Below are 14,933 nucleotides of genomic sequence, written 5' to 3' on the forward strand. Positions count from 1 at the left end.
CTACTACGTTGATAGGTTATAGATGTAAAGCTGGTGACAGCATAGTCGAGTAATACTAATCATCCGAAGCTTTCAAAAGCAGAATACTGTTGTTTGTTCTTCATACTAACTTCTTTCAATAATATGTCATTGTTTATGCAGCGAATTAATCTATGATTGGTAGCTGTACTAACATTAAAAACATTTAGGTGCCTATATCGGTGGTGTCCACCTCTTCCCATTCCGAACAGAGAAGTTAAGCCCACCAGAGCCGATGGTACTGCGGTAACACGTGGGAGAGTAGGTCGGTGCCAAATCTTAAAGAAAGCCTGTAGTGAAAACTACAGGCTTTTCTTGTTTATCAGGTTTTTTTCTGATGAAGCATATTCATGCTACAGTTCTTCAGATACGTCGTTTTAGTCTTATCAAAAAGATTAGCCTCTGTTTATTTCTGTCAATTTCAATGAGCACCTGTTTCCCGTCAGACGATTTCAATAGCTCCGCAAGATCACTTAATGTATAAGCATTTACTGACTTCAGGTCTACGCTCAATAACTGATCGTTGGTTTGTATGCCAGCAATATCTGCAGGTGATCCTGGTTCTATCCTTCCAACGTAAAAGACAGTATTCACATCTGACACTGTGTAAATCTCAATGCCGGACATATCATGGTCGAATTTTGTGTTCAGCCTTTCACTGGGTTTCAGGTATATCTTATTATTGTTATAATCAAAGGTCACCAGATAATGCCTGAGGATTTCTGCACCTAAGGTACCATTTCTGTCAATCCCCTCCATTTCAGTTCTTTTTGGATTAAATTCTGGAAAACCCGTTAAGACATCTTTGAAATTATCGTTACCAATTCGCAGTGAATTTATTCTGCCCATAACCCCGTTAATAACCCCATTAATTCCAACACCCAAATTTGCTGGTATATGTTTGTCAGGAAGCGGGAAAATTCCTTTATGCAATGACTCCAGCAGAAGTGGATGACTTGAGCCATTGTCTACGAGAAGTCTTACAGAATCTGTTTCATTTTCGCCCGTTTGAACAGTGGCTAATATATAAGGCTTAGCTTTAACAATTCGCATAGGATATGGTCTCCCTTTATACTTGAACTTCGAACCTGGTGTATAAAAAGTTAGTCTGTTACTTTTATAGTTTATTCTAACTACAAAGCTATTGAAGAAGTAGTAGCCAAGAACCCCGTGTATTTTAAGGCCCAGGTAACCGGAGAGGTCGAAAAGGTCGTCTTTGAATATTGCGGTAGGGATAGCGGAAATTGTTGCTTTGCCCACTTTTGCAGTGATATTTCTCGTCATATATGCAGAGATACCTTCCCCGATTCCATAGCCTTGTATTTGTACAGGTTTGTGTTGGCTGACATCTACGTATTTAAGTAATGCGGTGTCAGTAATAATCATTTGCCCGACTCCGGTGTCGAGTAGGAAATTATAGGGGCCCTGCCCGTTAATGATTACGGGAATGACCACCAAATTTTTGACCTGTTTAAAACTAATGGTCTGACGGGTTGTGTTGCCCTCAAAAGTAAATACCTGTGCGGCAGATAATCTGGGATTAGCCAGTATCAGATACACGGAAGCGATGATAATATGATATAGTCTAATTCTCATGAATTCTATCATCATTATTGCGGCCGTTTTAGCCCCCGTTTAAATAATATGGTGTTTATATTGGTGTATTAATATACGTAATTATTAGGTTATCAACTGCTTAACAATTATATATTATTCCGACTCGTAAACACGTAATTTTTCGTATGTTTGTACCATCCAATAGAGACAATTTAACAGCCGCTTAATTAGCTGTTTCAAAATATTCAGGTGTCTATATCGGCGGTGTCCACCTCTTCCCATTCCGAACAGAGAAGTTAAGCCCGCCAGAGCTGATGGTACTGCGGTAACACGTGGGAGAGTAAGTCGATGCCAGATCTTAAATGAAAGCCCGTACAAATTGTATGGGCTTTCTTTATTTTAGCCCTTTTGGAAATCTAACCGCCTGGCATTCAGTTTCTATTTCATTCGACTTTAGAATCAGTATAATATGACCTTTATAACACAAGATTATAATTAGTTTTGTGGCACAAGACAAAATTAGAATGATTTTAGCAATTAATGGATTTGGCAGGATCGGTCGTACATTTCTACGTGCCGCACTGGAAAAAAACATCAATATAGTGGCTGTTAATGATCTTACAGATCCTGCCACACTCGCTCATTTATTTAAATACGATACAGTGCACCGCGGATTTAAAGGAACCGTGGAACATACAAGTGATGCCTTGATTATAAATGGAAAGAAAATCCAGGTATTCAGGGAAACTGATCCTTTGAATTTGCCCTGGGCAGAATTAGGTATTGACCTTGTAATAGAATGCACTGGTAAATTTACCTCGCGCGTAACCGCAGGTAAACACCTGGAAGCGGGTGCAGGGCAGGTCTTGATTTCTGCGCCTGCAGATAAGGACATACCTATGTATGTAATGGGTGTAAATGATAAAGATATTGATCTCACTGCACCTTTGATATCCAACGCCTCCTGCACGACTAATAATGTTGCCCCTATGGTGCGTATTCTCGATGATAACTGGGGTATACTCGATGGGTATATTACCACTATACATTCGATGACGGGTGACCAGAGTTTACATGATGCTCCGCATAAAGATCTGCGTCGCGCAAGGGCGGCATCAGCTTCAATTATTCCCACGACTACTGGCGCCGCAAAAGCAATTACGAGTATCTTTCCGCATTTGGAAGGGAAACTTGGCGGGGCGGGAATCAGAGTGCCTGTTTTGAATGGATCTTTGACTGATTTTACATGCATCTTAAAGAGACCTGCGACAATTGAAGAAATCAACGCAGCATTTCGTCATGCATCCAATGAAAGCATGAAAGATATATTAGAGTATACAGAAGACCCTATCGTCTCTGTTGATATATTAGATAATCCGCATTCTTGTATATTCGATGCGCAGTTAACATCCATAGTCGGAGATCTTGTTAAAGTTGTTGGTTGGTATGACAATGAATCGGGCTATAGTGCCAGGTTAGCTGATCTGGTACTTAAAATCCAAAACTTAAAGGATAAAGAGGTTTAAGTGTTGGAATTGGCGGGTGACAGGTTACTACGGACAACTTATAAATTTTGCATTAGATGAACTAAAATATTCAAGAGCTGCTTATATTTGGTGTAGTACCTGAACGAAGCAAGTGGTTTTCAGCGCAAGCTGTTCCACAATAATATGTATTTGCTGTTCTGATAGCGTCTGCTATTGGGCTACCTTAACCATAAATAAAAATTAATACGAATGAGAACAATTGACCAATGCGATTTTAAAGATAAAAAAGCGCTAATCCGCGTGGATTTTAATGTGCCTTTGGATAAAGACTTTAATATTACGGACGACAAACGTATGCGAGCAGCATTACCAACGATCACTAAAATTTTAAACGACGGTGGTGCGGTAATATTAATGTCTCACCTAGGACGCCCTAAAGGCGGGCCGGAGAATAAATATTCATTGAAACACATCTTAGGTGATTTATCTAGAATGCTGGATCTGGAAGTGAAATTTTCAGCTGATTGTATTGGCGATGACGCGGTTAAACAAGCAAAGAATTTAGAGCCGGGACAAGTTTTGTTATTGGAGAATCTGCGTTTTTACCCTGAAGAAGAAAAAGGTGACCGTGCCTTTGCTGAGAAGCTGGCCCGGTTAGGTGATGTATATGTGAATGATGCTTTTGGGACTGCACACCGTGCGCATGCCTCTACATCAATTATTGCAGAGTTTTTCCCTCAGGAAAAATACTTCGGATACCTGATGGCTGAAGAACTAACGAATGCTGAAAAGATTAATCACCATGCGGAGCGTCCATTTACCGCTATTATGGGAGGAGCAAAAGTATCTGACAAGATTCTCTTAATTGAAAGTCTGCTTGATAAAGTAGATAATCTGATTATCGGAGGCGGTATGGCTTATACCTTCTCTAAAGCTCAAGGCGGTGAAATCGGCACTTCATTATTGGAAGCAGATCGTATGGAACTTTGTCTTGAATTATTAGAAAAAGCAAAGGCAAAAGGCGTTAACCTTGTTTTACCAGTTGATACAGTTGTTGCCGACCGTTTTGCTAATGATGCAGATAAAAAAGCCGTTCAGGCAGGAAATATTCCGGCTGACTGGATGGGATTGGATATTGGTCCTGAAACCGCAGAATTATTTGCTGGTATTATTAAAGGGTCTAAAACTTTACTTTGGAACGGACCTATGGGTGTTTTCGAAATGGAGAACTTCGAAATAGGTACGCGTGCTGTAGCTGAGGCAGTTGTAACTGCTACTAAGGAAAATGGTGCATTTTCTCTGATCGGTGGCGGAGATTCTGCTGCTGCCATTGCAAAATTTAATATGGAAGATGAAGTGAGCTATGTTTCTACCGGTGGTGGTGCGTTGCTGGAATATATGGAAGGCAAGGAACTCCCAGGAGTTAAAGCGATTAATAACTAAAAATAATTCTTCATTTTGGGAGATTCTCCCACCTTAAAGCCGCTTGTTCAAGCGGCTTTTTGCGTCTCAAAAGGCTTAAAACACAGCTTCTTCGATGTTGAAAACTTTTTTGTGGTAGATTGTGGTAAAAAGTGGTATAAGTGTCTATTTTTACACTACATAAAAAGTGCAGATATCAGAATGGTTCAGCTACTAGGAGAATTTGATTGTAAACTAGATGCAAAAGGACGGCTTATGGTCCCTTCAAATCTGAAAAAGCAATTGCCAAACGTTGAGCAAGAGGGACTTGTAGTGAACAGAGGTTTTGAGAAACATTTGGTCATTTACCCTAAAAAAGTCTGGGAAGGAATCGTTGAAGAGTTAAGTAAGTTGAATCAATATGAGAAAAAGAATCGTGAATTTGTCCGGTTTTTTACTCGCGGTGCAACTGAATTGACACTGGATGCGTCCGGGAGAGTTAATCTTCCTAAATCTTTGATGGAATTTGCTGGTATTGAATCTGAAGTAGTTCTGGCCTGTCAGTTTGATAAAATTGAGTTATGGTCTAAAGATGCTTACGATAATCTGCTTGATTATGAGCCGGAAGATTTTGCTAATCTGGCGGAAGAAGTGATGGGTAATAAAAATAGGGGGGAAGATGGAAAATAATTATCATGTACCGGTTCTTTTACAGGAATGTATAGACGGTTTGAATATCAAACCTGATGGCGTATATGTAGATGTTACTTTTGGCGGTGGGGGACATTCCCGGGAAATTCTAAGTAAGCTTGGTAAAGATGGTGTCTTAATTGCATTTGATCAGGATCCTGATGCTCAGCGTAATAAAATTGATGATCCGAGATTTCTATTCGTTGATCAGAATTTTGCATTTCTAAAAAATAACCTTCGTTTATTGGGGTATCGTCAAGTTGATGGAATTCTCGCCGATCTTGGTGTTTCTTCTCATCAGTTCAATGAGCCGGAGAGAGGCTTCTCTACGCGTTTTGAATCGACACTTGATATGCGGATGGATAAGCAGCGCAAACTGACAGCAGCAGATGTTCTGAATACTTACGCGGAAGATCAGCTGCATAAAATTTTCGGTATTTACGGAGAGGTGAAAAATGCTAAATCACTAGCCAGAGCAGTTGTGACTTTCCGTGCCGGCCAGCCGCTATTAACCCTTGCTGATTTTAAAACAGCAGCGGCAGCGCATATCCCAAAAGGAAAAGAAAATAAATATATGGCTCAGGTATTTCAAGCACTCAGAATAGAGGTGAATGCAGAAATAGAGGTCCTTGAGAATTTTTTAGCACAGAGTGCTGAGGTATTGAAGACAGGGGGGCGATTAGTCGTTATGTCTTATCATAGTCTGGAAGACCGGCCTGTGAAAAATTATATTAATAAAGGAAAGTTCAGAGGTGAAGCAGATAAGGATTTCTTTGGAAACGAAGAGAAACCTTTTAAAGCAATTACCCGTAAAGCCGTTATAGCTGAAGGGGAGGAGCTGATTAGAAACAGCCGTTCCAGAAGTGCCAAATTAAGAATTGGAGAGAAATTATGAGCAACCAGTTCCGGGAAGACTTAGAAGAAGAAGATGACGAGTTACAGGAGCCTGTAATCCGGATCAAAAAACCTAAAAAGGAGAAGGAACCGGAAGCAGCAGGAATTTTCTTTAAAAAGCTTTTTCTGGATGGCGTGGTAACTAAAGAGTCGGCTACTGCTTTACTTCCGTTCTTGATTTTTTTATCGTTGCTGACTATGCTATATATCGCAAACAGTCATATGGCAGTTAAGAATATCAGGGACATTGATAAGTTAAACAAAGAGGTTAAAGAGCTAAGTTGGGAATATAAGTCGCTTAAAGCAGATCTTATGTTCAAAAGCAAACTTACAGAAGTAGCAAAAAAAGTTGATACACTTGGAATAAAGGAGTTAGTTGAACCTCCTAAAAAAATTATTATCAGTAGTAATGAACATTAGAGCTAATATATTATTACGTGTTTATCTGGCCTTCGGAATGATTGTACTGCTTGCCGTGGCGGTATTAGTCAGATTAGGCGATGTACAATTTGTAGAGGGGAATAAATGGCGTGCCATGGCCGATAGCCTCTCTACAAAGTATATCAATGTAGAGGCTGCGCGTGGAAATATTTACTCTAATGACGGGAGTTTGCTGGCAACCTCAGTTCCGGAGTATGAGCTTCGGATGGATTTGTACGCTGGTGGGATTGTAGAAAACAAAGTGTTCTATAGTAAAGTAGATAGTCTGGCAATGAAGTTGTCAGAATTCTTTGGCGATAAAACAGCGAAAGAGTATTCAAGGCAGCTCCGGACTGCGCGCGCAGATAGTGCAAGGTACATGCTGCTGAAACGTAAGATAAATTATCAGGACCTGAAAATGATCAGGTCTTTCCCATTATATAATATTGGGAAATACAGCGGTGGCTTAATCGCTATTCAGCAGAACAAAAGAATTTTGCCATTTAAATCTTTGGCGGCAAGGACTATTGGTTATAAAAATGTTAACGTAGACAACGGTGTTGGTCTTGAAGGTGCGTATGGCTCCTATATTAACGGAGAAAGCGGTAAGCGGTTGGTACAAAGAATTGCAGGAGGGGTTTGGATGCCTGTAAATGACGAGGCTGAAATCGCACCAAAAGAGGGTGCTGATATTATATCTACAATTGATATTAATATGCAGGATCTGGCGCAAAGTGCATTGGAAAAACAACTTATCGCAAGTAACGCTGATCATGGTACTGTGATTTTGATGGAAGTTCAGACCGGAGAAGTAAGAGCGGTTGCAAATTATACAAGGGAGAGTGAAGGGGTTTACAAGGAAAAGTTCAATTACGCTATTGGCGGCAGCCAGGATCCGGGATCTACTTTCAAACTCGCATCTTATATGGCATTGCTTGAAGATAATAAGGTCGATACAAATTCAATGGTGGAAACTGGAAACGGGGAATACAAAGTTTTCAGACATACCATCAGGGATTCGCATGGTGGGATAGGAACGGTAACCGTGAAAAAAGCATTTGAGCAATCGGCAAATACAGCTATTGCAAAATTGGTTTACACAAATTATAAAGATAACCCAAGGCAGTTTACAGACCATTTGTATAAAATTCATATGAATGAGCGTCTTGGTCTGCAGATTCCAGGTGAAACTAAACCGGTAATTAAAAATCCGTCGTTTAAATCCTGGAGCGGACTTTCTTTAGCCCAAATGGCTTATGGTTACGAAATGCAGATTACCCCACTCCAGATTCTTGCATTTTATAATGCTATAGCTAATGATGGGAAATATATCGCGCCGATCTTTGTGAAAGAGATCAGAAGACTCGGTAATCCGATTGAACAGTTCCATGCCAGGGTAATCAGTGAACAGGTTGCTTCACCCAAGACGGTTAAAAAATTACAGGAGATGCTGGAGTCGGTAGTTACGCAAGGAACAGGAAGGTTAATGGGATCTCCTTTCTACCGTGTCGCTGGTAAGACAGGAACCGCGCAAGTCGCGGATGGTAATAAAGGTTATAAAGCTAAACGAAGTTATCAGGCATCGTTCTGCGGTTATTTTCCGGCAGACAAACCGAAATATGCGATTATGGTGTCTATCAACGGGCCTAAAAATGGGTATTATGGTGCCACTGTCGCCGGTCCGGTTTTCAAAGAAATCGCAGATCGTATTTATGCAAGTGATATACAGATGTATAATAATGTAACAGACCGTCTTGTAGGGAATACAAAAAGTCCTGAAGCTAAGGCAGGACAAAGTAAGGCAGTGAGAAACGTATATAATGCGTTAGGTATAAAAACATTATATGCTGCAAAGTCAGCTTACTTTAATACAGTAGACACCAGTAATGGTATTGTTTACGAAGAATATAGTTCGGTTAAAGGGATGATGCCAAACGTTAAGGGTATGGGTTTAAAAGATGCCTTATACCTGTTGGGTAATGCCGGATTAAAAACACAGGTAAAGGGAAGTGGTAAGGTTTATAGTCAGTCAATTCCTTCCGGAATGAAAATCGGTAATGGATTGATAGTACAATTAGAATTGAAATAGATGCATTTGCAGGATATATTATATGGCGTTAGTATTCAGAACCTTGCAGGTAATACCGGCAGGGAAGTTTCTGCGCTGAATTTTGACTCCAGAAAAGTTGGGAAAGGTGATATCTTTTTCGCTGTTTCCGGTACACATACTGATGGTCATCTTTATATTGACCAGGTTTTAGCCGCAGGGGCAGCAGTAATCGTCTGCGAAAGAATGCCTGCTGATTTACAGCAGGAAGTTACTTACATACAAGTTGAAAGCACTGCTGAGGCTTTAGGCCAAATGGCTGCTAATTATTATGGGAATCCATCGTCCGCGTTAAAATTAGTCGGAATAACCGGCACAAATGGTAAAACGACGATTGCGACGATATTATTTAACCTGTTTCAGGCATTGGGCTACCACACTGGACTGATTTCTACGGTGCAGAATCAGATAGATGAACAGATTATTCCGTCGACACATACAACTCCAGATCCATTGGTGTTGAACGAGTTACTACGTAAGATGGTTGACGCTGGCTGCAGTTACTGCTTTATGGAGGTCAGTTCGCATGCTGTTGTGCAGCATAGAATTGCCGGACTGGAATTTAAAGGTGGTGTGTTTTCAAATATTACACATGACCATTTAGATTTCCACCACACATTCGATAATTATATCAAGGCAAAAAAAGCATTTTTTGATATGCTTCCTAAAAATGCCTTTGCATTAACCAATGCCGACGATAAAAACGGGCACGTTATGCTGCAAAATACAAAGGCGCAAAAGAAAACCTATGCTTTAAAACAAATAGCAGATTTTCATGCGCGAATTGTGGAGAATAGATTTAGTGGGCTCCATCTGGAAGTTGACCTTACAGATGTGTTTTTTAAACTGGTCGGTTCCTTTAATGCTTACAATTTATTGGCAGTATACGGAACGGCTTTACTACTTGGGCAGGACAAACTCGAAGTGCTCACACTTCTAAGTAATCTGAATGGTGCAGAAGGCCGTTTCGAAGATGTACCTAACCAGGCACATATTACAGGTATTGTAGATTATGCACATACGCCCGATGCTGTTCAGAATGTATTAACGACTATCCATGACATCCGCAAAGGGAATGAACAGGTTATCACTGTAATTGGATGTGGCGGAGATCGTGACAAAGGTAAAAGACCTGTTATGGCTCAGGTGGCCTGTGACTGGAGTGATAAAGTCATTCTCACATCGGACAACCCCAGAACAGAGGATCCCCTCGCGATTTTAAAAGATATGGAGGCTGGCGTATCTCCTTCCAATCTGCGTAAAACATTAATTATAGCAGATAGAAGAGAAGCTATCAAGACCGCCTGCCACCTTGCCAACCCTGGAGATATTATTCTTATCGCAGGAAAAGGGCATGAGAAATATCAGGAAGTTAATGGTGTAAAACATCATTTTGATGATAAAGAAGTATTAAGGGAACAATTAAATCTGATAGGCTAATGTTGTATCACCTGTTTGAATATTTAAGTGCACATTACGAATTTCCCGGACTGAGGTTATTCCAGTATATCACGTTCAGAACTTCCCTGGCTATCATCATCTCTTTGATTATTACTACAGTATATGGCAGGAGAATTATTAATTATCTGCATAAAAAGCAAGTAGGAGAAACTGTAAGAAATTTGGGCCTGGAAGGACAAATGCAAAAGCAAGGTACGCCAACAATGGGGGGTATTATGATTTTACTGGGAATTCTGATCCCTACGTTATTGCTGGCTAATCTTACAAATGTTTATGTATTACTCATGATCGTCACTACGGTATGGATGGGAGCTGTTGGGTTCGTTGATGATTATATTAAAGTATTTAAGAAAAATAAGGAAGGACTGGCCGGAAGGTTTAAAATCGTAGGGCAGGTTGGTTTAGCGCTGATTATCGGTTGGACAATGTACTTTAACCCGAATATTGTTGTAAGACAGACTGTTGATGAGTCAGGTGCGACAAAGAATGCAACGCCTATGGTATTGCGTCAGAAGGGAGAGAAGTTTTATTATACACAGGATGTGAAGTCAACTATCACCAATATTCCTTTTTATAAGAATAATGAATTTGATTATGCTAAGGTGCTCAAGTTTATCGGGCCAGGTTACGAAAAGTATGCTGTCTTTATTTTTATACTTTTTGTGGTTTTTATTGTTACCGCAGTTTCTAATGGGGCTAATATAACGGACGGGATAGATGGACTTGCAACCGGTACCTCTGCTATTATCGGAATAACACTTGGATTGCTGGCTTATGTATCAGGTAATACGGTGATCGCCGATTACCTCAATATTATTTATATCCCCAATTCCGGGGAGCTGATGATTTTTGCGGGTGCTTTTGTTGGTGCCTGTGTTGGTTTCCTTTGGTACAATTCGTACCCTGCCCAGGTCTTTATGGGAGATACCGGAAGTCTTGCAATTGGCGGTATCATCGCCGCGCTGGCGATTATGATCAGAAAGGAACTATTGATTCCTATTCTGTGCGGTGTTTTCGTAATTGAGCTGATGTCGGTAATGATTCAGGTTTCTTATTTTAAGTATACAAAGAAACGCTTTGGCGAGGGGAGAAGAGTTTTTCTGATGTCACCGCTGCATCACCATTATCAAAAGAAAGGATATCATGAGGCGAAGATTGTAACCCGGTTCTGGATTATCAGTATTCTGCTGGCTATTATTACTATTATCACTTTAAAACTACGCTAATGGAAAAGAAAAGAATTGTGATTCTTGGAGCGGGAGAAAGTGGTGTAGGTGCAGCAATGCTCGCTCAGAAAGAAGGTTTTGATGTCTTTGTATCTGATTTTGGTACTATTGCGGGTCAATATAAACAACACCTTGAAGATCTGGGTATTCGGTATGAAGAGGCTGGCCATACGGATGGGTTAATTCTGAATGCTGACGAAGTTATCAAAAGTCCCGGCATTCCTGAAAAAGCACCGGTTGTACAGGCTCTGCGTGAAATTGGTATCCCTATAATCTCAGAGATTGAATTTGCGAGCCGTTATACTTCGGCTAAAACGATCTGTATTACTGGTTCTAATGGTAAGACTACTACAACTTCACTAGTATACCATATTCTAAAGAATGCAGGTATTAACGTCGGGCTGGCAGGCAATATTGGTTTTAGCTTCGCTGCGCAGGTGGCAACCGGTAATTTTGATTTGTTTGTTCTGGAGATATCAAGTTTTATGCTTGATGATATGTATGATTTTAGGGCTGATATCGCAGTTTTGCTTAATATCACACCTGATCATCTGGATAGGTATGACTATAAATTGGCCAATTATGCGGCATCTAAAATGAAAATTACTAATAATCAGCGTAGCGTTGATTATTTTATATACTGTGACGATGACGAAGAGACACTGAAAGCAATGCAGCTAACAGCTATCAAAGCCATCAAATGTCCTTTTTCTATCCAGCATGAAGTAGAAAACGGGGCTTATCTGGATGGCAGCCAGATCGTATTCAATCTTCAATCTAAAGACCCACTTACTATGTCAATTTCAGAGTTAGCCCTACAGGGAAAACACAATATCTATAACAGTATGGCTTCGGGTATCGTAGCTAACGTTCTGGAGATCCGTAACGATATGATCCGGGAAAGTATGGGGGATATGAAGAACATTGAGCATAGGCTTGAGCATGTAGCCAGGATATCCGGGGTGGATTATATCAATGACTCAAAGGCAACTAACGTGAATTCTACCTGGTATGCACTAGAGAGTGTAAATACAGATGTGATCCTGATTATGGGTGGCGTGGATAAAGGTAATGATTATAATATGCTGAAAGATCTGGTTAAACAGAAGGTAAGAGCGATCGTCTGCCTGGGTAAAAACAATAAAAGAATTCATGAAGCTTTTGAGGACGATGTAGAAATTATAGTAAATACACACTCTGCATATGAAGCAGTTCAGGTAGCTTATCACCTGGCGAAAAAGGGAAATACTGTGTTGCTTTCTCCTGCTTGCGCCAGCTTTGATTTATTCCAAAATTATGAGGATCGGGGCAACCAATTTAAGGTTGCTGTAAAAGAATTATAGATAATGGGTACAGTACAGGTATTATTAGAAAAAACCAAAGGTGACCGCTGGATATGGTTAATTATTATCCTGCTTTCATTGATTTCTATTCTTGCCGTTTATAGCGCTACAGGCACTTTAGCTTATAAACAGGGTAAGGCAGTGGAGAAGCTCCTGCTGACGAAGCATTTAATTTTCGTTGTCATGGGGATAGGGATGATCTATGTATCACATTTACTGGACTATAAATATTATGCAGGGATCTCTAAGATTTTGATGATCATTACGATTCCTTTGCTCTTCTATACACTGGTTTTTGGAACCAACCTGAATGATGCGTCACGGTGGGTGAAGATACCAATTATTGGATTGACTTTTCAGACGTCCGATTTAGCGAAATTGGCGTTAATTACCTTTTTAGCCCGGATGCTTACTAGAAAGCAAGAGAATATTAAAGATGTTAAAACTTCTTTTATTCCAATTATGGGATCAGTTTGTATCGTATTCGTATTAATTGCATTGGCGAATTTGTCTACAGCGTTAATGTTGTTTGGTGTAAGTATTCTGCTTCTGATCATCGGCAGGATTAGTATTAAACAAATTTTGATTGTTTGTGCAGGCGGATTTTTTTTACTGTTGATTGTCGTGTTGCTGGGACCTAGGAGGGAAACGTATAAATCGCGGATTGATTCTTATCTGCATCCTGAATCACAGCACTCTGATAAGACTTATCAGGCAGATCAGGCAAAAATTGCATTGGCTTCAGGTGGCTTCTTTGGTAAGGGTCCGGGAAATAGTACGCAACGGAATTTTCTGCCGCATCCTTATTCCGATTTTATCTTCGCCATTATTGTTGAGGAATATGGTGCATTTGGAGCACTGATTATTATAGTTCTGTATCTGGTGCTGTTATATCGATGTGTCCGAATTGTGACGCAGAGCCCCAAGGCATTTGGGGCATTGCTTGCTGCTGGATTGAGTTTCAGCCTGACGATACAAGCTTTTGCGAACATGGCCGTTGCCGTGGGACTGGGGCCTGTTACAGGTGTTCCGCTTCCTCTGGTAAGTATGGGAGGTACATCAATGATTTTTACCAGTATAGCCTTCGGTATTATTCTAAGTGTGAGCCGTGATGTAGAAGAGAATGGGAAAAAACTACCAAATGATCCTACCGAGAGTAGTGCTCAGAAAAGTAATAAAGTAATTGTTGGTGAAATACCAGCAATGATATAAATAGAAAAAATGAGACCAACAAGAATAATCATATCGGGAGGTGGAACAGGCGGACATATTTTTCCGGCAATTTCTATTGCTAATGCGTTGAGACGTATGGAGCCAGGGTGTGAAATCTTGTTTGTCGGCGCTGAAGGCCGTATGGAAATGGAAAAAGTTCCAGCAGCCGGTTATGAAATAGTCGGGCTAAATATTAGCGGAATTCAGCGTGGCTCACTCCTGAAAAACCTGGGGCTGCCAATGAAACTTGCGGGCAGTCTTGTTAAGGCAGCTCAGGTGATTAGTAGCTTTCGTCCCGATGTCGTTGTTGGGGTGGGTGGATATGCTTCTGGTCCGTTGCTTATGGCTGCTTCCTGGAAGAATGTACCTTACCTGATTCAGGAGCAGAACTCCTACGCAGGTGTAACGAATAAGTGGCTAGGGAAAAATGCAGCTAAAATTTGTGTTGCTTTTGATGATATGGCTTCATTTTTTCCAGCTGAAAAGCTCTTAAAGACAGGCAACCCTGTTCGCAAAGAGGTTGTTGATATTTATAATAAACGGTTTCATGGCGCAGAGTTACTAAAGCTAGACCCACTTAAGAAAACAGTCCTGGTTACAGGTGGAAGCCTCGGTGCCGGAACATTGAATAAAAGTATCGAAAAGCATATACAGGAATTTATTAAACAGGATGTGCAGCTGATCTGGCAGACAGGTAAATATTATTACCAGGGTATTATGGAAAGACTGGGACAAGCTTTTCACCCTAACATTAGGATAATGGAATTTCTAAATCAGATGGATCTTGCCTATGCAGCTGCTGATGTAATTATTTCAAGAGCAGGTGCAGGTACCATAGCAGAATTATGCCTCATTAAAAAGCCTGTAATTTTAGTGCCTTCGCCCAATGTGGCTGAAGATCATCAGACTAAAAATGCATTGGCATTGGTTACTAAAAACGCTGCTTTAATGATAGCAGATCGTTCTGCTGAGGATACGCTGGTGCAATCGGCGCTTGAGTTATTAAACAATGAGGCTCGTTGCGAAGAGCTCTCGGAAAATATTGGTAAGATGGCTTTACGGGAATCAGACGATCTGATTGCGTATGAAGTCATGAAACTTGCAGCTAAAAGTTAAT

Annotated in this window: 12 protein-coding genes and 2 rRNA genes; 13 read left to right on the forward strand and 1 reads right to left on the reverse strand. The window is 40.5% G+C overall.

From position 1 onward, the window contains the following. Nucleotides 1-184 precede the first annotated feature (184 nt). Nucleotides 185-296, forward strand: a 5S ribosomal RNA gene (gene rrf, locus BM192_RS17760). 85 nt (nt 297-381) lie between these two features. On the opposite strand, the gene BM192_RS17765 is transcribed toward rrf (BM192_RS17760), so the two are convergent. Next, complete coding sequence (locus BM192_RS17765) at nt 382-1,629, reverse strand: aspartyl protease family protein (RefSeq protein ID WP_037440604.1); 1,248 nt, start codon at nt 1,627-1,629, stop codon at nt 382-384. A 191-nt stretch (nt 1,630-1,820) separates the two neighbouring features. Between BM192_RS17765 and rrf (BM192_RS17770) the strand changes: the two genes are divergently transcribed. The 12 genes from rrf (BM192_RS17770) to murG all read left to right on the forward strand — a co-directional run bounded on the left by rrf (BM192_RS17770) (nt 1,821) and on the right by murG (nt 14,932). Beyond that, nucleotides 1,821-1,932: ribosomal RNA gene (gene rrf / locus BM192_RS17770) — 5S ribosomal RNA — on the forward strand. A 167-nt stretch (nt 1,933-2,099) separates the two neighbouring features. Then, nucleotides 2,100-3,101 carry a type I glyceraldehyde-3-phosphate dehydrogenase gene (gene gap, locus BM192_RS17775; protein ID WP_037440603.1) on the forward strand — a complete coding sequence of 334 codons (1,002 nt, stop codon included), beginning with the start codon at nt 2,100-2,102 and terminating at the stop codon, nt 3,099-3,101. A gap of 210 nt (nt 3,102-3,311) precedes the next feature. Then, complete coding sequence (locus tag BM192_RS17780; RefSeq protein WP_037440601.1) at nt 3,312-4,505, forward strand: phosphoglycerate kinase; 1,194 nt, start codon at nt 3,312-3,314, stop codon at nt 4,503-4,505. A gap of 180 nt (nt 4,506-4,685) precedes the next feature. After that, complete coding sequence (gene mraZ, locus BM192_RS17785; protein WP_037440598.1) at nt 4,686-5,153, forward strand: division/cell wall cluster transcriptional repressor MraZ; 468 nt, start codon at nt 4,686-4,688, stop codon at nt 5,151-5,153. After that, nucleotides 5,143-6,048, forward strand: a complete 906-nt coding sequence (gene rsmH / locus BM192_RS17790) for a 16S rRNA (cytosine(1402)-N(4))-methyltransferase RsmH (RefSeq protein ID WP_037440596.1) — start codon at nt 5,143-5,145, stop codon at nt 6,046-6,048. The genes mraZ and rsmH overlap by 11 nt, the downstream gene beginning before the upstream one ends. After that, nucleotides 6,045-6,467: an FtsL-like putative cell division protein gene (locus tag BM192_RS17795; RefSeq protein ID WP_037440594.1), complete on the forward strand. Its 423-nt coding sequence runs from the start codon at nt 6,045-6,047 to the stop codon at nt 6,465-6,467. Before rsmH ends, BM192_RS17795 begins: the two co-directional genes overlap by 4 nt. Beyond that, the gene (locus BM192_RS17800; protein WP_037440592.1) at nt 6,457-8,556 is read left to right on the forward strand and encodes a penicillin-binding protein; all 2,100 of its coding nucleotides are present in this window, start codon (nt 6,457-6,459) and stop codon (nt 8,554-8,556) included. Before BM192_RS17795 ends, BM192_RS17800 begins: the two co-directional genes overlap by 11 nt. Next, nucleotides 8,557-10,014, forward strand: coding sequence for a UDP-N-acetylmuramoyl-L-alanyl-D-glutamate--2,6-diaminopimelate ligase (locus tag BM192_RS17805; protein ID WP_037440590.1), 1,458 nt, complete (start codon nt 8,557-8,559; stop codon nt 10,012-10,014). Beyond that, nucleotides 10,014-11,261: a phospho-N-acetylmuramoyl-pentapeptide-transferase gene (gene mraY, locus BM192_RS17810; protein WP_037440588.1), complete on the forward strand. Its 1,248-nt coding sequence runs from the start codon at nt 10,014-10,016 to the stop codon at nt 11,259-11,261. Before BM192_RS17805 ends, mraY begins: the two co-directional genes overlap by 1 nt. Next, complete coding sequence (gene murD / locus BM192_RS17815) at nt 11,261-12,604, forward strand: UDP-N-acetylmuramoyl-L-alanine--D-glutamate ligase (RefSeq protein ID WP_037440586.1); 1,344 nt, start codon at nt 11,261-11,263, stop codon at nt 12,602-12,604. Before mraY ends, murD begins: the two co-directional genes overlap by 1 nt. Before the next feature lie 3 nt (nt 12,605-12,607). After that, complete coding sequence (locus BM192_RS17820) at nt 12,608-13,816, forward strand: FtsW/RodA/SpoVE family cell cycle protein (protein ID WP_037440584.1); 1,209 nt, start codon at nt 12,608-12,610, stop codon at nt 13,814-13,816. 9 nt (nt 13,817-13,825) lie between these two features. Next, nucleotides 13,826-14,932, forward strand: coding sequence for an undecaprenyldiphospho-muramoylpentapeptide beta-N-acetylglucosaminyltransferase (murG, locus tag BM192_RS17825; RefSeq protein ID WP_037440582.1), 1,107 nt, complete (start codon nt 13,826-13,828; stop codon nt 14,930-14,932). Nucleotide 14,933 lies beyond the last annotated feature (1 nt).

It is taken from the genome of Pedobacter antarcticus, from assembly GCF_900112985.1.
GTDB lineage: Bacteria > Bacteroidota > Bacteroidia > Sphingobacteriales > Sphingobacteriaceae > Pedobacter > Pedobacter antarcticus.